The sequence below is a fragment of the Roseateles sp. AC306 genome (genome assembly GCF_979253795.1).
In genome coordinates this window covers 112,366-134,332 of record NZ_CEEDEB010000010.1, presented here as the reverse complement: position 1 = coordinate 134,332, position 21,967 = coordinate 112,366, and the positions used below count along the sequence as shown (strand labels likewise).

The window sequence follows — 21,967 nt, the reverse complement described above, 5'->3', positions numbered from 1 at the left end:
GCCGGAACAGCGGGCGTGTGGGGGGCATGGTGAACGAGGCTTGTGTCGGCGACAAGTTAGCCTTGGGGATGGACTCGCTGATCTCCGCCGCCGCAAGAGCCCTCGCCGCCGGCGACGCGCTGCAGGCGCTCAAGCGCGTGGCGCTGCGTGACGACCCGCCGGCGCTGGCGCTGCGTGGCATTGCGATGGCGCAGCTGGGCGAGCTGGCGCGGGCGCGTGAGCTGCTGCGCCACGCGGCACGCGGCTTCGGCAGGCAGGAGGCCGCGGCACGGGCGCGCTGCGTGGTGGCCGAGGCCGAGGTGGCGCTGGCCATGCGCGATTTCAGTGAGCCGCCCCGCGCGCTGGCCGCCGCGATGGCCACGCTGGACGCGCGTGGCGACCGGGCCAATGCCTTGCAGGCACGGCTGATCGCGGCGCGGCGTTGCCTGTTGCTCGGGCGGCTGGACGAGGCGGCGGCGCTGCTGGCCGTTGTCGACACGCAAGGCCTGCCTGCGCTGCCGGCCGCCGTAGCCGCGCTGGCCCAGGCCGAACTGGCGCTGCGCTCGCTGCGTGTGGCCGGCGCACAGGCTGCACTGGACCGCGCCGAGGCGGCGGCCCGGGCGGCCGGCATCCCGGCGCTCTTGGCCGAGGCCGCGCAGGCCCGTGCGGTGCTGGATCAACCCGCCGCGCGGCGCGTCAGCGGCGGCGACGCCCAGTCGCTGCGCCTGCATGAGGTGGCCGCGCTGCTGGACTCGGGCGCGCTGGTGGTCGACGCCTGTCGCCACGCGCTGCGCGCCGGCGACACGCGCCTACCGCTGGCCAGCCGCCCCGTCCTGTTCACGCTGCTGCGCACGCTGGCCGAGGCCTGGCCCGGCGACGCTGGCCGCGACAAGCTGATCGCCCGCGCCTTCCGGCTGCGCGAGGCCGACGAGACGCACCGCGCACGGCTGCGCGTCGAAATCGGCCGGCTGCGTGTGCTGGTGGCGGGCCTTGCCGACATCGAGGCCACGCCACGCGGTTTCGCGCTGCGCCCGCTGGAGCAACGCGCCGTGGCCGTGCTGGCGCCGCCCGTCGACGGCGACCAGGGCGAGCTGGTGGCGCTGCTGGCCGACGGCGCGGCCTGGTCCACCTCGGCGCTGGCCTTGGCCCTGGGTGCCAGCCAGCGCACGGTGCAGCGGGCGCTGGCCGAGCTGGAGGCGGCCGGCCGCGTGCGCGCCATCGGCCAGACGCGCTCGCGCCGCTGGCTGGCGCCGCCTTTGATGGGTTCCGCCGGTTTCACGACGATCTTGTTACTCCCCGCTGCGCTGCCGCTTGCGTAGATTCCGGCCATGCGCTGAACACGGCGCGCCAACCCGGAGCCCGCGATGACCACCAAGACCCACCCCGCCGAGATCGTCCGCGAGTACGGCCCCTTTGCCGACGTGAAGAACATCGGCGGCGTGACGCACGACGGCGAATCCGTCTGGATGGCCACCGGCGCGGCCCTGGTCGCCTTCGACCCCGCCAGTGGCGAGCCACGCCGGCGCATCCCGCGCGCCGCCGACGCCGGCACCGCCTTCGACGGCCGCTACCTGTACCAGATCGCCGAGAAGCGCATCGACAAGATCGACCCGACCAGCGGCGCCGTCGTCGCCTCCATCCCCGCGCCAGGCGAGGGCGGCGACTCGGGCCTGGCCTGGGCCGAGGGCAGCCTGTGGGTCGGCCAGCACCGCAGCCGCCAGATCCACCAGATCGACCCCGAGACCGGCGCCATCCGCCGCACCATCGCCTCCGACCGCTTCGTGACCGGCGTGACCTGGGTCGACGGCGAGCTGTGGCACGGCACCTGGGAAGACGACGCCAGCGACATCCGCCGCATCGACCCCGCCAGCGGCGCGGTGCTGGAGCAGTTGCAGATGCCGGCCGGCGCCAATGTCAGTGGCCTCGAATCCGACGGCGCCGACCTGTTCTACGCCGGCGGCGGCGGCACCGGAAAAGTAAGAGCCGTGCGCCGCCCCAAGCGCGCCGCCGCCTGATTTCCCCCTGACGCGACGACCACCCGGCCCCGGGTGGAGCCGCCGCATGACTTTCCTCAACCAAGGAGCAACCGATGACCCCCCACCCCGTTGTGACACGAGACCGCTGGATCGCCGACCGCAAGCACCTGCTCGCCCAGGAGAAGGACCTCACCCAGCGCCGCGACCGCCTCGCCGCCGAACGCCGCGCGCTGCCGTGGGTCAAGCTGGACACCGACTACGTGTTCGACACGGTCGACGGCCCGCGCCGCTTGGGTGAGCTCTTCCAGGGACGCCGCCAGCTGCTGGTGCAGCACTTCATGTTCGGCCCCGGCTGGGAGCAGGGCTGCAAGCACTGTTCCTTCATGGCCGACCACCTCGACGGCGCGGCTGCGCACCTGGCCCACCGCGACATCACGCTGCTGGCCGTGTCCCGCGCACCGCTGGTCGATCTGCTGGCCTTCAAGGCGCGCATGGGCTGGCAGTTCCCGTGGGCGTCGTCCAACGGCAACGACTTCAACCGCGACTTCAACGTCAGCTTCGCGCCCGAGGACCGCGTTGATGGCGAGGTCTATTACAACTTCCACATGACGGCCTTTCCGCAGACGGAAGCGCCGGGCATCAGCGTCTTCTACAGGGACGACGCGGGCGAGGTCTTCCACACGTACTCGACATTCGGGCGCGGCGTGGAAGTGATGATGGGCACCTACAACCTCGTCGACCTGACGCCCAAGGGCCGCGACGAAGCGGGGCTGGCGTACACGATGGCGTGGGTGCGGCACCACGACCGGTACGAGGACGTGCCCACTGCGGCCGCCTGCTGCGGCAGCGCGAAGGCCTGAGGCCATGATCGCCAGCCTCTGGCCCTGGCTCGCCGTGGCTGGCGCCGGCGCGCTGCATGGGCTCAACCCCTGCACCGGCTGGGCGCTGGCGGCGGCCTGCGGTGTGCGGGCCCACGACAGCCGGCATGCGTTGCGGGCGCTGGCGCCGCTGGCCCTTGGGCACGCGGCATCCGTCGGGGCCGTGGCGGCGCTGGTGGTGCTCGGCTTGGCCATGGACCAGCTGCCCTGGCTCGCCGGCGCGGGCCTGCTGGGCGCGGCGCTTCTGTTGCTGCGGCACCGCGCGCCACGGCGACAGACCGGGCTCGCGCTGTGGTCGTTCGGCATGGCCACGGCCCACGGCAGCGGGCTGATGCTGGTGCCCGCACTCATTCCGTTATGCCTGAGCGCGTCGCCGGCCCGGGACATCACGGCGTCGGGCTCGCTGCTGCTGGCGGTGGCGGCCGTCTGCGTTCACATGGTGGCGATGCTGGCCACGACCGCCGTCATGACTTGCGCGTCCGTCCGCGGGCTGGCGGCGATGCGAGGTCGGCCGATCAAGTGACGGCACGACTCCACAATGTCTGACCCCTGAACCGGTACGACCGATGACAACACCGCCCTCGCACCGCCTGACCGACCACATCGTCCAGACCGAGGCGCAGTTGCGAGCCCTCATCGGCGAGCCCGCCGTGCTGGCGCGCGCCAAGATCACGGACCGGTTGAACGCCGCGACGCGCGTGTTCATCGAGCGGTCGCCATTTATCTGCCTGGCTACGAGCGATGCCGCCGGGCGCTGCGACCTCAGCCCACGCGGCGACCCGGCCGGCTTCGTGCGCATCCTGGACGATCGCACGCTGCTGATGCCGGAGCGCCCGGGCAACCGGCTGGCGGACTCGATGCGCAACGTGCTGGTCAACCCGCACGTCGGCTTGCTCTTCATCATCCCGGGCGCGACGGACACCTTTCGGGTGAACGGCCGCGCCACGCTCACGACGGATGCCGACCTGCTCACTCCCTGCGCGCTGGAGGGCAGGACGCCGGTGCTGGGTTTCCTCGTCGACATCGAAGAGGCCTACACCCAATGTTCGAAAGCCTTTTTGCGCTCGCAGCTCTGGGACCCGGCGCGCTTCGTGCCCGCGTCGGCGCTGCCCACGGGCGGCGAGGTGCACCGCGCCATCCAGGGGGAGGCGTTCGATGCCGAGCGCTATGACGCCGAACGCGCGCAGCGTTATCAACGCCGCGAAGGTTTCTATTGAGCGTCGCTCGGCCGCTCAATGCCCGCCCGCCAGCAACGCCGCATTCCCCCCGGCCGCCGCCGTGTTGACCGTCAGCGTCTGTTCCGCCGCGAAGCGGTAGAGCCGGCGCACGTGGCCGGCCGCAGTGACCAGCGGCAGGATGGCGCCGGCTCGTGCAGCAAGTGCCTGTGCCAGCGCATGGGCCGCGGCGGCGTCCGAGGACGCGAGTGCCACGCCGGCGAGTTGCGGTGCGGCCAACAGGCCGGGCAACGCCGAGTCCGGCAGCAACGTCAGCGCGTTGGCGGGCAGGCCGGCGCGCAGCAGCGCCTGGCGGGCGCGTTCGTCGTCGCAGAGCCAGATCGCGCTGTTGCCGGCCAGCAGCGCGCTGACGACGGCCGCCAGGCCCGCATCGCCACGGCCCAGCACGGCGAAGACGCCGCGGGCGTGGTGGCGCAGCGTGTTGCTCTCGCCCGTGGGGCCGGGCAGCACGACATCGGCGAACTGCGTTTGCGCCGCCGTGAAGAGGCTGCGCAGCGCGAAGGCGGTGGGCGCTTCGAGCGTGTCGGCGGCGCGGCGCAGCGTGGCGATGCGCTCGGCCAGCGGCGTGTCGCGCCAGTGGGCGTCGGCGGCCACGGCGAGGGCATCGCCCGTGCCTTGCAGCACCAGCGGCGGCGCGGGCGCGTCGACCTGGGGTTCGGCGCAGAAGCGGTGCAGGTAGTCGGGGCCGCCGGCCTTGGGTCCCGTGCCGGACAGGCCCTCGCCGCCGAACGGCTGCACGCCCACCACCGCGCCGATGATGTTGCGGTTGACGTAGACGTTGCCAATGCGCGCCGCGTCAGCCAGGCGCTGGGCACGGCTGTCGATGCGGGTCTGGATGCCGAGCGTGAGGCCGTAGCCCAGCGCGTTGATCTCGTCGATGACCTCGTCCACCGAGCCGTCGAAGCGCACGACGTGCAGCACCGGGCCGAAGATCTCTTCGCCGAGGTGGGCGATGCGTTCCAGCTCGAACGCGACGGGGCGGATCTGGCGCGGCATGGGCTCCGTGACCGGCGCCTCGGCGATGAGCTTGGCCTCGCGCTTGAGGCGCTCGACGTGACGGCTGATGCCGGTGTGCGCTTCGTCATCGATGACGGGGCCGACGTCGGTGGCGAGGTTGGCGGGCTGGCCGACATGCAGCTGTTGCAGCGCGCCCTTGAGCATCTCGATGACGCCGTCGGCGATGCTGGACTGCACACACAGCAGGCGCAGCGCCGAGCAGCGCTGGCCGGCGGAGCGGAAGGCGCTCTGCACGACGGCGTCGATGACTTGCTCCGGCAGAGCAGTCGAGTCGACGACCATCGCGTTGAGGCCGCCCGTTTCGGCGATCAGCGGGATCGGTGAGTTCGGCTTGGCCGCCAGCGCCTTGTTGATGATCTGCGCCACCGCCGTGGAGCCGGTGAAGCAGACGCCCGCCGTGTGCGCATGGGCCACGAGGCCGGCGCCGACGGTGTCGCCCGGGCCGTGCAGCAGCACCAGCGCATCGGCCGGCACGCCGGCCTGATGCAGCAGCTCGACGAACTTCAATGCCACGTAGGGCGTCTGCTCCGCCGGCTTGGCGGCGACGGCATTGCCGGCCACCAGCGCAGCAACGACCTGGCCCGCAAAGATGGCCAGCGGGAAGTTCCACGGGCTGATGCAGACGAAGACACCGCGGCCTTGCATGAGCGCCGGCTCCGCTTCCGCCTGGTCAGCGTAGTAACGCAGGAAGTCCACGGCTTCGCGCACTTCGGCGACGCAGTCGGCCTGCGTCTTGAAGGCCTCCTTGACGAGCAGGGCGCAGAACTCGGCGAGGCGGGCGTCCAGGTCGTTGGCGGCGCGGCGAAGGATGCCGGCGCGGGCGGAGACCGAGCGTGCGTTCCAGGCGGCGAAGCCGGCGTGCAGGCGCTGCATGGCGGCGTCGACTTCAGCCGCCGTGGCCTCAGGCACGGCGCGCACAGCGGCGTTGGCCAGCGCGTCCTTCAGCGGCCGGCGCTGAGCCGGTGCGGTCAGGTCGGCACCGGTGGAGTTGGCGCGCCCCTGGCCTTGCCCGTCGAGGTAGAGCGCCGGCGGCAGCGGCAGCGCGCTGGTGTCCCGCACGTCGAGCAGCGGCGAGCCGAGCAGCTCGGGCACCTGCACGCTGGGGTCGGCCAGCTGGTGCACGAAAGAGGAATTGGCCCCGTTTTCGAGCAGGCGACGCACGAGGTAGGCGAGCAGGTCGCAGTGTTCGCCGACCGGGGCATAGACGCGGCAAGGGATCGACCCGTCCTTCAGCACCTCACGATAGACGCCTTCACCCATGCCGTGCAGGCGCTGCATCTCGAAGGCGGCGCCGGTGGCACGGGCCATCTGCACGATGGCGGCGATGGTGCCGGCGTTGTGCGTGGCGAACTGCGGGTAGATGACGTCGGCATGCTGGATCAGCGCGCGGGCGCAGGCCAGGTAGCTCACGTCGGTGTGCTGCTTGTGCGTGAACACGGGGTAGTGCGTCAGTCCCAGCTCCTGGGCGCGCTTGATCTCGCCGTCCCAGTAGGCGCCCTTCACCAGCCGCACCATGAAGCGCAGGCCGTGCTTGCGGGCGATGGCCGCGACCTCGTCGACGACGGCGAGCGCCCGGCTCTGGTAGGCCTGCACGGCCAGGCCGAAGCCTCGCCACTGCGGGTAGAGCATGGCGATGCGCGCGGCCAGCGTGTCCAGCACGTCCAGCGACAGCTCCAGGCGGTCGACCTCCTCGGCGTCGATGGTCAGGTTGATGTTGGCGCTGGCGGCCAGCTCGATCAGCTCCCACACGCGCGGCAGCAGCTCGGCGAACACGCGGTCGCGTTGCAGCACCTCGTAGCGGCTGAACAGGGCGCTGAGCTTGATGGAGATGCCGTCCGAAGCTTCGGGGCCGTCCGCCCGTTGACCCGCTGCAATGGCCTTGATGGCGCCGATGTAGGCCGCCTGATAGCGGCGGGCGTCGTTTTCGGTACGGGCACCTTCGCCGAGCATGTCGTAGCTGAAGCGCAGGTTCTTCTGTGCCTTGCGGGCATCGTCGGCCTCGTCCATCGCCTCGCGGATGTTGCGGCCCAACACGAACTGCCGGCCCAGCAGCTGGATGGCGCGCACGGTGGCGGCCACGACGGTCTGCGCGCCGAGGCGCTTGAACAGCCCGCCGTCGTCCTCGGCGCCCGGCAAAAAGCGCTTGGACATGGAGATGGCCGACGCCGACAGCGCCGCCAGCATCTTGTGCGGGCTGCCTTCTGACGCGCCATCGAAGTCCGCGCGGCCGAGCTGGTCGGCAGTCAATGCGATGGCGGTGGGTGCATCGGGCACGCGCAGCAGCGCCTCGGCCAGGCGCATCAGTGCCAGGCCCTCGGCGCTGGTGATGGGGTACTCGCGCAGCAGCGATTCCATCGCCCAGAACGGCGCGGGATTGCGCCGCACCTGCTCCACCCAGGGCGCCGCCATGGCGATGACGCCAGGCCAGTCCAGCGCCGAGCCCACACGTTCGGCCAGTGCCTGCACCACGGCGGCCTCCGCCCGGTAGGGGTCCGGCAGGCGCGGCTGTTCGGGCGGGGCGGTGAAGGTGGGCATGGCTAACTCCTGGTGAGATCAGCAATGTATTCAGAGCAGTCTTGAATTAAATTCCAAGGATTGCCAGAGCGGCCGACGAAAATCCAGATGAGCGACGAACCCAGGTTGGACAAGACCGACTCCCGCATCTTGCGCGCCTTGCAGGCCGACGGGCGCATTTCCAACCTCAAGCTGGCCGAGGAAGTGCACCTGTCGCCCACCGCCGTGCTGGAGCGCGTGAAGCGACTCACGCGCGACGGCTACATCCTGGGCTACGAAGCGCGGCTGAACCCGGCCAAGCTGGGCGCGGCCATGCTCGTGTTCATCGAGATCCACCTGGACCGCACGGTGCAGGACGTGATGGACACCTTCAAGGCCGCCGTCCAGGCCCGCCCCGAGATCCTGGAATGCCACCTGGTGGCCGGCGGTTTCGACTACCTGCTGAAGACCCGCGTGCGCGACATGCCGGCCTACCGCGAGTTCATCGGCAGCGTGATCTGGACGTTGCCGGGCGTGCGCGAGACGCGGACGTATGCGGTCATGGAAGAAGTGAAGGCGACGAATGCACTGGCGTTCTGAGGGCCACCTTGCCTGCTCGCGTTCTAGGCGCCCACCGGGCCCGTCGCTACCATCGCCTCCCGGGAGGACTGGCCGATGAACCAGCTACCGATCGAGGCGGCGCGGGAGCTGCGCCTGCGACTGAGAGACGCTCATTTCACGACCTTCAACACGCTGAACACCATCTTCACGGGCGGGCTGGTCGCCTTCCTGCTGCGCCGGGTGCTGGAGATGCCGGAAGCTCAGCGGCCATGGCTGCTCGTGATCGCGAGCCTGCTGACGTTGATTGCGTGCTGGAGCGGGCTGTTCCGCATGCTGGCGCTCGTGCGCTTTCCTTCGCGCATGTCGGACGCCCTGCTGTCCTTCGGCGCCGGGGCCGCCGTCTACGTGATGGTCTACCTGCTGGACGCCGGGCCGCAGGTCTGGTTGCGCTCGTCCGCGGTCGTCGCGTTCTTTGGTGGCGTGGGCACCTTGAACATGCTGCGCGGCGCGCGCAACGACCCCTTCAACGATGACGTGCTGCCACTGATCGAACGCGACCTCCGCCTCGCCGCCTGGGCGCGGCTGGGGTTGGCGCCACTGACGCTGCTGCTGGCCTACAGCGGGCTGCCGGACCTGGTGCTGAGCGCCACGGCGGTTGCGGGCGCCGTGCTGGCACTGGTCGTGGACGATGTCGTGTGGGGGCGTTCCGTGGCCCTCACGTCGCGGGCCGACGTGCTGGCTAGCGAGCGCGAGGCCTTGCGGCAGGCCATCCTGGCGGGGGAGCGGCGCTAGGGGTCAGGCCCGGCGGCCGGCAAGCGCCTCCGCCACGGCCTCACGCAGCGCCGGCAGCACCTCCGCCTCGAACCAGGGCCGCTTGCGCAGCCAGCGCTGGTTGCGCGGGCTGGGGTGGGGCAGCGGCAGCAGGCCCTTGGCAAGGCCATCGCGCCAGCCGGCCACCAGCGCATCGACCGACGCCTTGCTCTGCAGATGCCAGCCCAGCGCGTGCTGACCGATGGCCAGGGTCAGCGTCACGTTGGGCAGCGCGTCCAGCAGGCGTCGCCGCCACAGCGGCGCGCATTCCGGCCGCGGCGGCAGGTCGCCACCGGCGCCTGTGCCCGGGAAGCACATGCCCATGGGCAGGATGGCAAAGCAGCGCGGGTCGTAGAAAGTCTCGCGGGACACGCCCAGCCAGTGGCGCAGGCGGTCGCCGCTGATGTCATCGAACGGCCGGCCCTTGGCGTGGGTGATGCGGCCCGGCGCCTGGCTGGCGATCAGGATGGGCGCGCGCCGGTCCAGCTGGAAGATGGGTCGCGCGCCCAGTGGCAGGGCCGGCTCGCAATGCGTGCAGGCGCGCAGCTCGGGGAGCAGCCGCTGCAGCGCCGTGGCCATGCCTGTCAGCCCAGGTGCTGCCCGAAGAAGCGCATCGCCCGGTCCCAGGCCTGCTGCGCCCAGGCCGCGTCGTACTGCGTCTTGGCGATGCGGCCCGGCCCCTGCGCCTCCTCGTTGGCAAAGGCGTGGTGGGCCAGGTAGCGGTGGCCTTCGTAGCGCACGCCGACTTCGGCGAACTTGGCTTCCAGCGCGTCCACGCCGCTGATCGCGAAGAACTCGTCCTGTGTGGCCCAGTGGGCCTGCAGCGGGATGTTGATCTTGCTGGCGTCCACATATTCCAGCGGCGGCATGCCGTACCAGACGACGGCTGCGTCGGCCTCCGGCACCAGCGTCGACGCCAGCACGGCGAGCGCGCCGCCCATGCAGTAGCCGGTGATGCCCACCTTGCCGCTGCCGAGCTGCAGGCCCTTCAGGTAGCTCACCGCACCACGCAGGTCCTGGGAGGCGGCATCGCCGAAGTCCAGGCCCGTCATCAGGTGGTGGGCCTCCTCGGCCTCGACGGTGCTCTTGCCCCGGTACAGGTCCGGCACCAGGGCCGTGAAGCCGGCCAGCGCGAAGCGGTCGGCCACGCCGCGGATCTGGTCGTTCAGGCCCCACCATTCCTGGATGACGACGACGGCACCGAGCGGCTGGGCCGCCTCGGCCAGGTAGCCGGACACGGACGCGCCATCCGGGCGCTTGAATTCGATGTTGCGGGCCATGGGCACTCCTGGAAAGACGGTGGAGGCAAAAGCCTAACCTGCGCGACACCGGGTTTTCCCCTCGGCGGCGAGAATGCGCGCTGACCATGAAGATAGAACGCATCGTTTCCACCCGCCTGCCGACGCCCCATGGCGAGTTCGCCATCCACGGCTTTCGCGAGAGCGACAGCGGGCAGGAGCACGTCGTGCTGAGCATGGGCGACCTCGCCGGCCAGCCTGGCGACGAGCCGCCGCTGGTGCGCGTGCATTCGGAATGCGTGACCGGCGAGGTCTTCGGCTCGCTGCGCTGCGACTGCCGGCCGCAGCTGGAAAGCGCCATGGCGCGCATCGCCTCGCAGGGCCGCGGCGCCATCGTCTATATGCGTGGTCACGAGGGCCGCGGCATCGGCCTGGTGCAGAAGCTGCGCGCCTATGCCGAGCAGGACGCCGGTGCCGACACCATCCAGGCCAACACCCAACTGGGCCTGCCCATCGACGCGCGCCGCTACGACGCCGCCGCCTGCATGCTGCGCGCCCTGGGCGTGCACCGCATCCGCCTGCTGACCAACAACCCGCTGAAAGTGGCGGCGCTGGGCGAGTTCGGCATCGAGGTGGTGGAGCGCGAGTCGTCTCTCACGGCGCCCGGCCCGGAGAACGAACGCTATCTGCGCACCAAGCGCGACCAGATGGGTCACCTGGCCGACTGGTTCGATTGAATCTGGGTTCGACGTGGACACGCCATGTCCGGTCGCCCAACACAGACATGGCGTGTGGTTGCTGCTCAGCGCCAGCGCATCGCGCTAAGCGCTGATGACCCGGCGCATCAGCGGTTCTTGGAACCCTGCTGCTGGCCCGACTTGCCGCCCTGCTGCTGGGCTGACCCACCGCCCTGCTGGGGCGTATCCCGGCCGGAGCCGGACTGGTTTTGCTGGCCAGCGTTCTGATCGCGGTTCTGGCCGCCTTGCTGGATGTTCTGACCGCTCTGCGGCTGCTGCTTGTCGCTGGATTGGCGCTGATTGGACATTGCTTCTTCCTTACATCGAGAACGGGCGACACACCGTGCGCCGCCCTATCCAGCACCTTAGGCGGCCCGCGGCTGATCGTTGTAGGAACAGGCGCCGCACCGGCCGCGAAATCGCAAGCCGAGGCGCCGAGTTTGTGCCGTCAGGTTTTGGCCTGCTGCGAAACGCATCGGATGCAACCGGGCGTTCCAGGCTCGCTCATTTCACTGCCTCGGGCTGGCGTGCATAGCTCTTCGTCAGCGCCTCCCACGCATGGCCATCGGGCTCGCGCCAGTAGACGATGCGCCCGCCGCCGTAGGTGTTGACCTGGAAATCGTCCGGCCCGATGGGCGTGCTGCGCCAGGCGATGCCGAGTGTTTTCAGCCGCGCCAGCAGCGCGTCGAATTCGGTGTCGCTGACGCGAAACGCGTAGTGCTGCAGCGGCACCTCGGCACCCGACGCCACCTCGTCGAAGTCCACCGTCAGATCGCCCGACACATAGACGGCGCTGAACGGCCCCACCGCCGCCTGCGCGGACCAGGGCACATCGAGGATGGCAGCCAGCCGCTCGGCGGCGGCGCGGCGGTCGCGGGCGGGGATGAGCAGGTGGTCGAGCACGGCGAGCATGGCGTCTCCTAGGCCTGTGCGCACTTGGCGACGGTGTCCCAGGTGCGGGTGGTGATGTCCTTGCCGAAGGTTCTTTCCAGCAAGTGCATGAAGGCGGCGCCCTTCTCGTTGGGCACGTAGGCGCACAGCACCTCGCCGCCGATGCGCTTGAGGATGCAGGCGTCGTGCGCGGCCACCGGCAGCGCCACCTCCGCCACTGCGCCGGGGCTGCGCAGAAAGGTCACGACGCGCTTGGCTGCGGGCGGCAGGTCGAACTCGGCAAAGGGGTCGGCCTGGATCAGCTGCTGCAGATGGGCACTGGGCCGCACCAGCGTCACGAAGCTGCGGCCCAGCCCGTCCTTCATGGCCTTCTCCACGCGCTTCTGCAACACCGGGCCCGGCAAGGTACGCGCCACCGTGAAGGCCACGTTGCCGCTGCTCAGCAGCGTCTTCACGTCGGCCAGGCCGCCGGCCTCCAGGCTGCGCTTGAGGTCGGGCATGCTGCAGTTCATCGGGCTCACGCCTCGGAGCAGGGCGACGTATCGGGGCATGGTCAAGAAGTGGGGTGCAGGGGCCGCAACGATAGCGCTGTGGGCGCGTCGGCCAAAGCCAGAGCTTGCGGCGGCGCCCAGGGTCTTGCGGCAGCAAGCGGGAGCGAGCGGCCGCAGCCCTCTGCGGCGGACCCTAGCTGCGGCTGCCCCGAATTGCGGGCGGCCGCAGCTGGCGGGCCCGGGCCGTTGCGCGTGCAATGGCTGCGCGACTGAAAAGGCATCTCAGAGGAGCAACCCCATGACCACCATCCAGGCGACAAGCACCGCCTCGTTCAACCCGACGGCTGCAGCCGTCGACGCATCCAACCCCACCAACGCCAGCACGCACATGAGCGGTGGCAAGGCGGTCTTCGAGAACGACAACTACCGCATCACCGCGGGTGACGACAACAACGTCAACATCTTCAACAAGAAGACCGGCGAGACGACCAACATCTGGGGCGACCCGCACGTCAATATCGACGGCAAGCACGCCTTCGACTTCTGGGGCACCACGACCTTTGCGCTGGAAGACGGCACGAAGGTGACCATCGAGACGGTGGACGCCGGCAACAACATGACGCTGGCCAGCAAGGTCAACATCACCAACGGCGATTACGGCGTGCAGATCAGCGGTGTGGACACCACCAAGGTCGGCGACTTGAAGATCAACGAGGCCAAGGGCTACGGCGAAGTGCTGGACTGGACGCACGACGACGGCAACGTCCTGCAGGAGAACCCTGCCGGCGCCGGCTACCTGGGCGTGGACGCGAACGGCAACATCAAGAAGGTCGACCAGAACTACATCAACAAGACCGACCTGAAGCTGAACCCGGGCGTGGACGCGTCCACGCAGGCGCGTGTCGGCGAGTTCGCTCGCGACCTGATCAACATGTTCAGCAACCTGTTGTCGGTGTCGTTCAGCGGCGCCTTCCTGAGTGCGCTGGCCTCGGCCGGCAACAACGACCGCGAGCCGCAGACGCGCGACGCCCACCGCTTCTCGCTGACGGTGGTGCGCTTCGAGTTCTGACCTTCCGGCACACGCCGGCCACCGGCCGGCGGCGTCGATCAGGTAACAGGCACGGTCCCACCCGACCGGCCTTGATGGGCGGCCCAAGAGGCCGCCCATCTCATTCCTGGCGAGCCGATGTCGAACCTGATCCGGCACGGCCGCCCACCTAACTGAACTTCTGGGCGCGCACGACGGCCGATGCCATCGCCGGGCGGCATTGCGACTTCTGACTGCGGGCGACCCCAGCTGCGGCTGCCCCGAATTGCGGCCAGCCGCAGCTGGCGCGAAAGAGCCGCTGCGCTTGCAATGGGACCTGCGACCGAATGACCCTTGAAACAGGAGCGCTTCATGCCCCAAGCCCTGGAAGCCGCCGGTTGGCGGCCAAGCACGCCACCGCCACCCGCATCCGACACCGTCTACGCCCAGCGTGGCGACCGCCTTGCCGACGTCGCGCAGCGCTACGGCGTTGGCGAGAGCGCGTTGCGCGAGGCCAACCCCACGCTGGCGCAAGCCCAGTCCCTGCCTGCCGGCCAGCCGGTCGTGTTGCCTGCAGCGTCCGAGTCGACGCGCCTGGATCCGGCCGTCGCCGGCGTGGCCGCCGCAGGTGGCCGTGAAGGCCTGGTGCGGTCGCTGCAGACCAAGGCCTACGAGGCCGGCCGACTGGCGCCGCAGCAGGCATTCGACGGCAACGTGCTGCGCGCGACGAAGACGGACTACGAGGCCGGTGCACTGAACCACAACTACGGTGGCCCGGGGCGCAGCAACGCGCGCGGGCAGGGCATGATCTACACGGCGCCCGACGCCGCCGGCCTGCTGCGCGAGAACGCGGTCTACGCCAAGCCGGGCGAGCATCCGCTGAAGGAAAAGAGCGTCGTCGAGATGCGCTACACCGCGACGCCGGATGCGCAGGGCAAGGGTGGTGTGGCCGACATGGCCGAGGGCGCTCGCCTGGCAAAGCTGCCGGAGGCGGCGCTGGTGCAGCCCAAGGGCGGCGACAAACCCGGCTGGCTGCACCAGCTGACCGGCGAGCACCCTTACACGCTGCCGCAACAGGCCGGCAAGGGCGCGTCAGACAACGGCGCCAGCGGCTTGCGCGCACCCGCAGCCGTCGGCGGTGACCAGATCGACATCGTCACCCGCAACACAAAGCCCAGCCAGGTCACGCCGCTGTCCGTCACACGCCACGGGGTGGACGGAGCGGTGGTGTCCCGCAGCCCTGCGGCCGGCGTCATCGATGCGATGCCTGCCGACGCACGCACCTACCAGGACGGCCCGCTGGACAAGCGTCCGGGGGTGCGCCCGGCCGTGGTGAGGGCGACCGACGGCACGCGCTCCTTCGCGACGGCCGATGCCAAGGGCCGGCCGCTAGCGGCGGCCAACGAAGGCCTCGAAGGCCGCGGCACGACCCAGCTGGACCGGGCACGCCAGGCGCTGACCGGCGCACGTGATGGCTATCCGCGCGCGCCCTCCACGCGCTATGGCGCCGTCGGCGGCGCTGCGGCCTCGCTGGTCGACGCGGGCGTGCGTGCCGCCAGGGGCGAGCAGGTGAACGCCGGGCAGGTGGCGCAGGAAGCCGCCCAGAGCGCCGTCGTGGGCGGCGCCGCCGCCAAGGGCTTCGACGTGCTGGCGCGGCACACCAGTGTCATCAAGGCGGGTGGCGCGGTCGGCGCCATCGTGCAGGCCGGCGTGAGTGGCTACACCAATGTGCAGGCCTACCGTGCCGGCGAGATCAGCGGCTCGCGCGCCGTGGCCAACACGGTGGTGGACACCGGCACCGCTTTGGCCGCTGGCGCCGCCGGCGCCGGCGTGGGTGCCCTGGTGGGCTCGGTTGTGCCGGTGGCCGGCACCGCCGTGGGCGCCGTGGTGGGCTTTGGCGTGGGCGTCGGCGTGCACTACGCCATCGGCGCCGTCGACAAGGCCGTCGGCTTCACCAGCACGCTCAAGGACGGGCTGACCTCCGGCCTGGACAGCGTCAGCAGCGGCGCCAGCAAGGCCTGGAACGCCATCAAGCTTTGGTAAGGTCGGCGGCCATGGCCGCCCTTGATCTGCAGACCTTGCCGCCGGGCTTGCAAGCCGCGCTGGCGCGAGCCTGGCCCGGTTGCCCCGAGGCCCAGCGCCGCGCGGTGCTGGCGCCGCATCGGCTGGGGGGGGCGCCGGTGTGGCCCCGCAACCTGTGGCCCTGGCAGCCGCACAAGCATTGGTGGCGGCCAGGGACTGCGCGGGAGTGCCGGGAGGGCGAGGCGCTGTTCTTCGCCGCGCATGTGAGCGACGTGCTCGGGGCGCCTTACGCGCCGCGCCTGTTCGATCCCGCGCAGCCCTTCTTCGAGACGCCGTGGACGCGCGCCGAGGTGCTGCTGCGCAGCCCCGTGCCCGATGCCTTCAGCGACGCGGATTTCTGGGCCATCACGCAGCTGCTGTGCGGCGGTGATGTGGCTGCGGCGACGCGCACGGCGCAGGGCTGGGCCGATGGCATGCGGGCGGAGGGCGCGCTGCACGGTGCGCGTCGCGACCGCTGGGTGAGCGACGCGCTGCGGCGGCTGGAGATGTCCGCCAAGGGCGACTATCTGTGAGTCTGGCGCCGGCCGCCAACCTGGCGGATGCAAACGGGCTCGGCCCGCTTGCGCAACGCAGCTAACGAATCAACGCAGCTGCATGCCCTGCGGCGTGAAGCGCACGGTGTCGGCCGCGCTGCCCAGGATGACGCGCAGGTTCTCGCGTGCGGAATGCTTCAGGTTGGCCACCACATTGGCGGGCTGCTGCGGGATGGTCTTGATGGCCACCGCCATGAACGTGCCCAGCATGGCGCACTGCTCGTACAGGCGACGGCGGTCCACCGGCGTCAGCTGGCTCAGGCGGTCCTGGACGGCGGCGCTGGACCGCAGCTGGTTGCCGGCCGCCGTCACCGACGCATCGCTGAGCTCGGTGCCCGTCATCACCATGTAGTTGCCAGCCACGACGGCGGCCATCGCGCCGGCCAGGTCCTCCTGCGGCCAGCCGAGCTGACGCTCGATCTGCTGGTAGACCGGCATCAGCTGCGTGTACACCTTCTCGAGCTGCGTCCGCTGCGCGGCCGGGGCGGCCTGCGCCAGCTCGGTCGCGCTGCGCGCCACTTGCGGCGTGCCCAGCGGCGCCGGCGGCCTGGCGCTCTGCGGCGCGTCGGGCCGCGTCGCGTCGATCATCGCCTCCTGGTTCAGGAAGGTATTGCTGATGAAGTTGGACGTCGGCGCCGCATAGGTCTGGGCGAACTGGATGATGGGGTAGTCCGCCCGTGCCACCGGCGTCGCCAGGGCGGCCATCGCGGCCAGCGGAACCGTCAAGCGGGTCAGGAGATTTTTCATCACGGAATCAGGTCAATCGTGGGTGACAGGGGCATCGCCGGGCCTTGCATGTTGGTGCGCCGCGGGGGTGCCAACAATCCCTTGTTCATACGCGCAAGGCCAGCGACCAGGCGTTACGGCACCCACTTGAATCTGGCGCATGAACTCACCCACTGCGCTTCGCCCGCCGTCGGTGCCTGCACCCTGACCGCCAGATCGGTGCGCAGCGTGCTGCGGCTGATCCGTTGCGTGGCGGCCTGGGCCGGCACGACATAGAGCGGGCTGATGTCGCAGCCTGTCGTACCGACGATCTTGGAGCCGCTGAATTCGCCGGGCCAGACCGGGGCGCTGGTGGAAGCACTGACAAACAGACCGAACGCCAGCCAGTTGCCGTCAGGCGACCAAGTCGGGCTGCCGAAGTTGTGTGGGATGGGGTCGGCGGCGTCTTCGACCTCGGTGATCTTCTTCAGCTCGCTGCCATCCAGCCTGGCGATGTACACGTGGGTGTCCACCGTCGCCGTGTTGCCGGCGCGCGGCTGCAACCAGGTGAAGGCGATGCGGCTGCCATCGGGGCTGACGGCGAGTTCGGACTGACCCACCAGGTCGTCGCTGCCGGTCGAGTCGTTCGCGGGCACGTTCAATGTCGCCAGCAGTTCGGCGTTGGACGCGCTGGGCGACGACGCATAGAGCTTGCGCCCGACGAGATAGATGTAGCGGCCGTCCGGCAGCCAGGCCTGGGGGTCGCCGACCACGCTGGCGCCATCCAGCAGCGAGCCGCGCTTGACGACCGTCAGGGTCGCCGCATCCAGCACGGTCAACCGGCGCTCGAAGCTGGGGAAGCCGTCTTCGATCTGCGCGAGGAAGTACTTGCGGTCCGGGCTCAGACGCAGGTCATAGGCGCCCAGGCCGCTGGACAGCGCGGCTTCCGAGCCCACCGGCTGCAGCGTCGAGCCGTCGAACTTCTGTAGCGGATAGCTGGTGTTGGTGTCACGGTTCCAGCGCAGCAGCACGCTGCCGTCGGCGCTCACCGACCAGTTGTCGCTGTCGACCGTGGCGCCGCTGGTGTGCGGCAGGTCCTTGCGCTGGCCGGTCTTCAGGTCGAGCAGCACGGCCTGCGCACCGCGCGGTGAGTTCATCAGCAACCGACCGGGCAGCGTGGTTTGCTGATAGGTGCTGAAGGTGGCGCCAGGGGGCGGCGTAACGGGCGTGGGCGTGGGCACGGGCGCGGGTGTGCCTGTTGGCGGCGCCACGGCTGCGTCGCCACCACCACCTCCTCCCCCGCACGCGCCAAGAAGCACAACCAATGCGAGGGAAAGATGCCTGAGTACCACCATGACCGGTTCCTACTTTGAAAAGACAAAAGCCCAGGGCGCGGCAAGGCACCCTGGGCACGAGAGAAGCAGTCGATTACTGCTTGCGGGCGACGCTGGACATCGCTTCGCCGATGGCCTTGATGGCCGTCGACATCGTGGTTTGCATCAGCTGGAATTCCTGCGACGTGGCTTGGAATTCGGCATTCAAGGATTGCATTTCCTTGGCAGCCTTCTGCTGTGCGTCGCTGCCGCCGCCGGTCTTGGTTTCGGTCATGCGCTTGGACAGGTCCACCAGCTTGGCGGCACGGTCGCCCATCGCGGCGCCCATCGCCTTGGCGATGGCGATCAACCAGCTTTCGGCACCGGCCTTGCTGTCACCGCCCTTGCCTTCGGCCTTCATCTGCTTGCTGACTTCGGCCACGATCTGCTTGGCCGAATCCTGGATGAACTGTTGCATCCAGTCGCCAGCGACTTCCTTCGCGTGGCCGGCGGCTTCCGGCGTGACGCCCTGCTGGCTGTTGCTCAGCAGTTGCTGCACGGCTTCGTCGATCTTGGCCTTGACTTCGCTGGCCAGGAACTTGGGCATGCCATGTTCCTTCTGCAGCGTGTCGACGGCCTGCTTGGTGGCGTCGCCGACGGCTTGTTGCAGCATGCCGCCGATGGCCTGGCCGATCATGGCGCCGATGGGGCCGCCGAAGATGCCACCGACGATGCCGCCGACGGCACCGAGGATGCCACCTGCGCCGCCGCCACCGCCAACGCCGCCCAGAACGCTGCTAACTGCTGATCCCATGGTTATCTCCAAAAAGGTTTGCTTGCGCGGCAAACATGCCGCAGTGATTGATGGAAAGTCCAGGCATTGCATTCGGTGGCGACTGAAAAAAACACCGAACCCGCTGCGTGTCTCGTCGCCAAGGTTTCATCAAACTCTGCGGCTCTGACGGGTGTCATTACACGGGGCCGCGCCCGGGCTGCCTATCTGCGGCTGCTCCTAATTCGGCGTGCCGCGCGCTAGGGTTGGCCGTAGTTGCGACGTCGAGGTGGCGCAGTGCGGCACCCATTACGGTCAGGTCCAGCCCCAGCTGCTCACGCAGGGTCGTGCGTGCCATCCACATGGCCGAGGCCTGCTGGGCCTTGCCCTGCCGGCTGGCCTGCACGGTCCATTCGCCCAGGGCAACCGTCAGCACCGCAAAGCGCTCGAAAGCGTCCTGCCGTTGCGCCAGCGGGGCGTCGTCCCACGGCAGCTCGTCGATGACCCAGGCCTTCAGCCATTGCGTCACGGCCTGCCAGCGGTGTTGGTTGAAGGGCTCCCGGTCCAGCGCCTGGCGGCATGCGCCCAGATAGGCCGCCAGCGCTGCGCCGAGGTCGTCTTCGGGGGCGTTCGCCGCGAGCTGCTTGCGGTAGTGCTGCAGGCAATTGGCAAGCAGCCCGGGCTGCGCGGCACTGCCCAGCATCTGGCCGAGCGGACCGGCCGCACCGGACGGCTCGTCGGGCCGCTGCGGCAGCCGCCAACGCGTGGCGCCGCCGTCCTCGCCGCCGTCGGACAGCGGTGCGTGCGCGAGGCGAGATTGCGCCAGCGCCTGCTCGATGCGGCGCCCCAGGGCGGCCTGCCAGGGGTTGGGGGAAGCGGTGGTCGTGTTCATGCGGGTTGGAGGGAGGGTTGCCGGTCGGCATGGCGCTGGCGGCGCAGGCGTTCCCGGTGGTTGAGAGAGCGGACGAGCGACCAGGTCGCCGCGTCCAGCGCGTGGTGGTCGGACGGCTGGCCTTCGTAGGGCGCGCGGCCCTGCGGCGTGAAGCCCAGCGCGCGCAGGCAGGCGGCGGCGCTGCGGTTTTCAGGGTGGCAGATGCCCCACACGGCGCGCAGCCGCAGCCGCTCGAACGCATGGCGAAGCAGCACCTCACCACCGGCGAGGCTCAGGCCATTGCCCCAGTGCTCGGGCAACAGGCGGCTGCCGAGCTCGGCGTCGCCGTCCCGCACGCCGAGCCGGGCAGTGCCAGGGCTTGCCTGCAACGGCATCAGGCTGAACCAGCCGGCGAACCGAGCGCCGCCGGGCTGGGGCACGTCGCAACGCCAGATGCCCAGGCCCGGATGGCGGCGGTAGAAGTCGCCAAGGCAGGACGCGAAGGTCTGCGCCCATCGCGCGTCGTGCAACGGCTGCGCATCGGGCAACAGCGCGCGCACGCGGGCATCGGCATGCAGGCGCTGGATGTCGGGTGCGTCGCCGGCAACGAACTCGCGCAGCAGCACGCGCTCATCACGGTGCGAGAAGGCGGTCATGCGTCGCCCCGCGGCGTGGTGCCCTGCGTACCGGCGGCGCCGGGCAGTGGCCAGCGCGCCAGAAGGCTGATGCCGCCGGCCGTGACGCCCAGCATCCAGCGCTCGCCCGCATGGTCCAGCAGCACGACGCGTTCGCGCGCGCCCAGTGGCAGCGCCCGCACGAAGCGCAGCGCCTCGCCGGCATCGGGCAAGCCACTGCCGCGGTCCTGCAGGCGCCGCCAGCCCTTGATGAGCACCCAGGCCAGCAGCAGGACGAAGGCCAGCGCGAGCACCGTGCTGGCGAGGTTAAGCATCAGGTCTTGCATGGTCAGGCCGCAGCGGTGCGTGCGTCGATGTCGGGGTGGCGCGTCAGGTCCTCGCCTGGCGCAGGCCGCAGGCGTGGCGGCTCGTGCGGCACTTCGTGGCGGCGGTGCGGGTCGGCGCGCGCCGACTCCCACTTCAGCTGCTCGCGCACGCTCTCGGCCCAGACGATGACCTCGGCCAGCACGTCGAAGAGGTCGGGCGGCACCACCTCGCCTTCCTCGCAGCGCGCCAGCAGCTCGCGCGCCAGCGGCACGTTGCGCACGATGGGCACGCCGGCGTCTTCGGCCGCCTCGCGCATTGCGCGGGCGACATGGTCCTCGCCCTTGGCGCTGACGGTGGGCACCGGGCAGCGGCCGGACTCGAAGTCAATGGCGATAGCCACGTGCGTGGGGTTCACCACCAGCGCGTTGGCGCCGCGCGCCGCAGCCGACTGGTTGCGCTGGCTCCATTCGGCGTGGGCCTGCTTGCGCTGCTGCTTCAGCAGCGGGTCGCCCTCGCTTTCCTTCATCTCCTGCTTGATGTCGCGCATGCTCATGCGCAGCTTCTTCGTGAAGCGGTGCCGGGTCCACAGCGTGTCCAGAAAGGCGACGCCGGCGAACACGCCGACCGTCCAGGCCAGCACCTTCACGGTGGCCTCCCAGACCATTGCGCCGAAATGCTGCACCGGCCGGTCGCCGCCGCTGGCCAGCCGCATCACGTCGGGAAGCAGTGCCACGGCCACGGCCCAGCCGATGGCCAGGAGCAGCGCGGTCTTCAGGATGCCCTTGAGAAGCTCGACCAGGTTGTCCAGCGAGAACATGCGCTTGAGCCCGTCCGCCGGGTTCAGGTGCTCCATCTTTGGCGCGACCTTCTCGAACGCCATCACCGGGCCCGCCTGCAGGTATTCCATGAACGTGCCAAGGACCGCGACGGGGATGACCAGCAGCCCGACCAGCAGCACCGCCAGCTCCACGCTCTGCCAGCCCAGCAGCGCCGCCACATGGGCAAAGCCTTCCTGGCGCCAGCCCGTGCCGATGCGCGTCAGCAGGGCGTCCGACAGCGCCGCCATGCGCTCGACGCCCAAGCCCAGGCACAGGGCGCCCATCACCAGCCAGGCGAGCAGGCCGGCCGTGCTGGTCAGCTCCTTGCCCTTGGCAACGTCGCCCTTCTTGCGGGCATCCTGAAGGCGCTTGTGGGTGGGTTCTTCGGTCTTGTCGCCGCTGTCGTCGGCCATGGTTCCCTAACACCTATTTCTAGGGGGTGCAAACGGGGTTTGTGAAAACTTGTTTACAGCTCCGTGAACAGCCCTACTTCTAGGGGTGCCATCCACCATGCCGTTAGCAGGTGGGTTCGGGAGCTGCGGGGCCGAACGATGCCCGGTCTGGAACAGGCTCGGCGCACCAAATGTTTCGACGCGTAA

24 protein-coding genes are annotated in these 21,967 nt (G+C 70.1%); 11 read left to right on the top strand and 13 right to left on the bottom strand.

What is annotated here, in order from left to right; genetic code table 11:
* Positions 1 to 68: 68 nt before the first annotated feature.
* The 5 genes from AC0IZJ_RS19255 (at position 69) to AC0IZJ_RS19235 (ending at position 4,050) form a co-directional block, all read left to right on the top strand.
* Complete coding sequence (locus AC0IZJ_RS19255; RefSeq protein ID WP_471852918.1) at positions 69 to 1,298, top strand: helix-turn-helix domain-containing protein; 1,230 nt, start codon at positions 69 to 71, stop codon at positions 1,296 to 1,298.
* Positions 1,299 to 1,343: 45 nt separating this feature from the next.
* Entirely contained in the window at positions 1,344 to 1,994 is a 651-nt protein-coding gene (locus AC0IZJ_RS19250; protein ID WP_471852917.1) for an NHL repeat-containing protein, read from the top strand.
* Between the two features lie 74 nt (positions 1,995 to 2,068).
* Positions 2,069 to 2,815 (top strand): DUF899 domain-containing protein, encoded by a 747-nt coding sequence (locus AC0IZJ_RS19245; RefSeq protein WP_471852916.1) that lies wholly within the window; start codon positions 2,069 to 2,071, stop codon positions 2,813 to 2,815.
* A 4-nt stretch (positions 2,816 to 2,819) separates the two neighbouring features.
* Entirely contained in the window at positions 2,820 to 3,356 is a 537-nt protein-coding gene (locus AC0IZJ_RS19240) for a hypothetical protein (RefSeq protein ID WP_471852914.1), read from the top strand.
* A 43-nt stretch (positions 3,357 to 3,399) separates the two neighbouring features.
* Positions 3,400 to 4,050 (top strand): pyridoxamine 5'-phosphate oxidase family protein, encoded by a 651-nt coding sequence (locus AC0IZJ_RS19235; RefSeq protein ID WP_471852913.1) that lies wholly within the window; start codon positions 3,400 to 3,402, stop codon positions 4,048 to 4,050.
* Positions 4,051 to 4,065: 15 nt separating this feature from the next.
* Here AC0IZJ_RS19235 and AC0IZJ_RS19230 read toward each other — a convergent pair whose 3' ends face one another.
* The gene (locus AC0IZJ_RS19230) at positions 4,066 to 7,620 is read right to left on the bottom strand and encodes an L-glutamate gamma-semialdehyde dehydrogenase (protein ID WP_471852912.1); all 3,555 of its coding nucleotides are present in this window, start codon (positions 7,618 to 7,620) and stop codon (positions 4,066 to 4,068) included.
* Positions 7,621 to 7,707: 87 nt separating this feature from the next.
* On the opposite strand from AC0IZJ_RS19230, the gene AC0IZJ_RS19225 reads away from it, so the two are divergent.
* Both AC0IZJ_RS19225 and AC0IZJ_RS19220 read left to right on the top strand, forming a co-directional pair.
* A complete protein-coding gene (locus tag AC0IZJ_RS19225) occupies positions 7,708 to 8,178 on the top strand; it encodes an Lrp/AsnC ligand binding domain-containing protein (RefSeq protein ID WP_471852911.1) in 471 nt (156 codons plus the stop codon).
* Positions 8,179 to 8,253: 75 nt separating this feature from the next.
* Positions 8,254 to 8,931: a hypothetical protein gene (locus AC0IZJ_RS19220; protein WP_471852909.1), complete on the top strand. Its 678-nt coding sequence runs from the start codon at positions 8,254 to 8,256 to the stop codon at positions 8,929 to 8,931.
* Positions 8,932 to 8,934: 3 nt separating this feature from the next.
* Here AC0IZJ_RS19220 and AC0IZJ_RS19215 read toward each other — a convergent pair whose 3' ends face one another.
* Both AC0IZJ_RS19215 and AC0IZJ_RS19210 read right to left on the bottom strand, forming a co-directional pair.
* A complete protein-coding gene (locus AC0IZJ_RS19215; protein ID WP_471852908.1) occupies positions 8,935 to 9,528 on the bottom strand; it encodes a uracil-DNA glycosylase family protein in 594 nt (197 codons plus the stop codon).
* 5 nt (positions 9,529 to 9,533) lie between these two features.
* The gene (locus AC0IZJ_RS19210) at positions 9,534 to 10,229 is read right to left on the bottom strand and encodes a dienelactone hydrolase family protein (RefSeq protein WP_471852907.1); all 696 of its coding nucleotides are present in this window, start codon (positions 10,227 to 10,229) and stop codon (positions 9,534 to 9,536) included.
* Positions 10,230 to 10,315: 86 nt separating this feature from the next.
* On the opposite strand from AC0IZJ_RS19210, the gene ribA reads away from it, so the two are divergent.
* A complete protein-coding gene (ribA, locus tag AC0IZJ_RS19205; RefSeq protein ID WP_471852906.1) occupies positions 10,316 to 10,924 on the top strand; it encodes a GTP cyclohydrolase II in 609 nt (202 codons plus the stop codon).
* 107 nt (positions 10,925 to 11,031) lie between these two features.
* On the opposite strand, the gene AC0IZJ_RS19200 is transcribed toward ribA, so the two are convergent.
* From AC0IZJ_RS19200 to AC0IZJ_RS19190, 3 genes are all read right to left on the bottom strand, one after another.
* Positions 11,032 to 11,232 carry a hypothetical protein gene (locus AC0IZJ_RS19200; protein WP_471852905.1) on the bottom strand — a complete coding sequence of 67 codons (201 nt, stop codon included), beginning with the start codon at positions 11,230 to 11,232 and terminating at the stop codon, positions 11,032 to 11,034.
* A gap of 196 nt (positions 11,233 to 11,428) precedes the next feature.
* Positions 11,429 to 11,836 carry a VOC family protein gene (locus AC0IZJ_RS19195; protein WP_471852904.1) on the bottom strand — a complete coding sequence of 136 codons (408 nt, stop codon included), beginning with the start codon at positions 11,834 to 11,836 and terminating at the stop codon, positions 11,429 to 11,431.
* An 8-nt stretch (positions 11,837 to 11,844) separates the two neighbouring features.
* Positions 11,845 to 12,366 (bottom strand): DUF1697 domain-containing protein, encoded by a 522-nt coding sequence (locus AC0IZJ_RS19190; RefSeq protein ID WP_471852903.1) that lies wholly within the window; start codon positions 12,364 to 12,366, stop codon positions 11,845 to 11,847.
* 238 nt (positions 12,367 to 12,604) lie between these two features.
* Between AC0IZJ_RS19190 and AC0IZJ_RS19185 the strand changes: the two genes are divergently transcribed.
* The 3 genes from AC0IZJ_RS19185 to AC0IZJ_RS19175 all read left to right on the top strand — a co-directional run bounded on the left by AC0IZJ_RS19185 (position 12,605) and on the right by AC0IZJ_RS19175 (position 15,927).
* Positions 12,605 to 13,375: a DUF1521 domain-containing protein gene (locus AC0IZJ_RS19185; RefSeq protein WP_471852902.1), complete on the top strand. Its 771-nt coding sequence runs from the start codon at positions 12,605 to 12,607 to the stop codon at positions 13,373 to 13,375.
* Between the two features lie 330 nt (positions 13,376 to 13,705).
* Entirely contained in the window at positions 13,706 to 15,376 is a 1,671-nt protein-coding gene (locus AC0IZJ_RS19180) for a LysM peptidoglycan-binding domain-containing protein (RefSeq protein WP_471852901.1), read from the top strand.
* 11 nt (positions 15,377 to 15,387) lie between these two features.
* Positions 15,388 to 15,927, top strand: coding sequence for a hypothetical protein (locus AC0IZJ_RS19175; RefSeq protein WP_471852900.1), 540 nt, complete (start codon positions 15,388 to 15,390; stop codon positions 15,925 to 15,927).
* Between the two features lie 69 nt (positions 15,928 to 15,996).
* Here the strand turns inward: AC0IZJ_RS19175 and AC0IZJ_RS19170 are convergent, their stop codons facing one another.
* The 7 genes from AC0IZJ_RS19170 to AC0IZJ_RS19140 all read right to left on the bottom strand — a co-directional run bounded on the left by AC0IZJ_RS19170 (position 15,997) and on the right by AC0IZJ_RS19140 (position 21,781).
* On the bottom strand, positions 15,997 to 16,695 hold the full coding sequence (locus AC0IZJ_RS19170; RefSeq protein ID WP_471852899.1) for a DUF6683 family protein: 699 nt from the start codon (positions 16,693 to 16,695) through the stop codon (positions 15,997 to 15,999).
* 113 nt (positions 16,696 to 16,808) lie between these two features.
* Positions 16,809 to 17,894, bottom strand: a complete 1,086-nt coding sequence (locus AC0IZJ_RS19165) for a hypothetical protein (RefSeq protein WP_471852897.1) — start codon at positions 17,892 to 17,894, stop codon at positions 16,809 to 16,811.
* A 187-nt stretch (positions 17,895 to 18,081) separates the two neighbouring features.
* Entirely contained in the window at positions 18,082 to 18,780 is a 699-nt protein-coding gene (locus AC0IZJ_RS19160; RefSeq protein ID WP_471852896.1) for a hypothetical protein, read from the bottom strand.
* A gap of 157 nt (positions 18,781 to 18,937) precedes the next feature.
* Positions 18,938 to 19,630 (bottom strand): DUF6683 family protein, encoded by a 693-nt coding sequence (locus AC0IZJ_RS19155; RefSeq protein ID WP_471852895.1) that lies wholly within the window; start codon positions 19,628 to 19,630, stop codon positions 18,938 to 18,940.
* The gene (locus AC0IZJ_RS19150; protein ID WP_471852894.1) at positions 19,627 to 20,265 is read right to left on the bottom strand and encodes a GNAT family N-acetyltransferase; all 639 of its coding nucleotides are present in this window, start codon (positions 20,263 to 20,265) and stop codon (positions 19,627 to 19,629) included. Before AC0IZJ_RS19150 ends, AC0IZJ_RS19155 begins: the two co-directional genes overlap by 4 nt.
* Entirely contained in the window at positions 20,262 to 20,570 is a 309-nt protein-coding gene (locus tag AC0IZJ_RS19145) for a flagellar biosynthetic protein FliO (protein WP_471852893.1), read from the bottom strand. Before AC0IZJ_RS19145 ends, AC0IZJ_RS19150 begins: the two co-directional genes overlap by 4 nt.
* Before the next feature lie 2 nt (positions 20,571 to 20,572).
* Positions 20,573 to 21,781, bottom strand: coding sequence for an EscU/YscU/HrcU family type III secretion system export apparatus switch protein (locus AC0IZJ_RS19140; protein WP_471852892.1), 1,209 nt, complete (start codon positions 21,779 to 21,781; stop codon positions 20,573 to 20,575).
* Between the last annotated feature and the right edge of the window lie 186 nt (positions 21,782 to 21,967).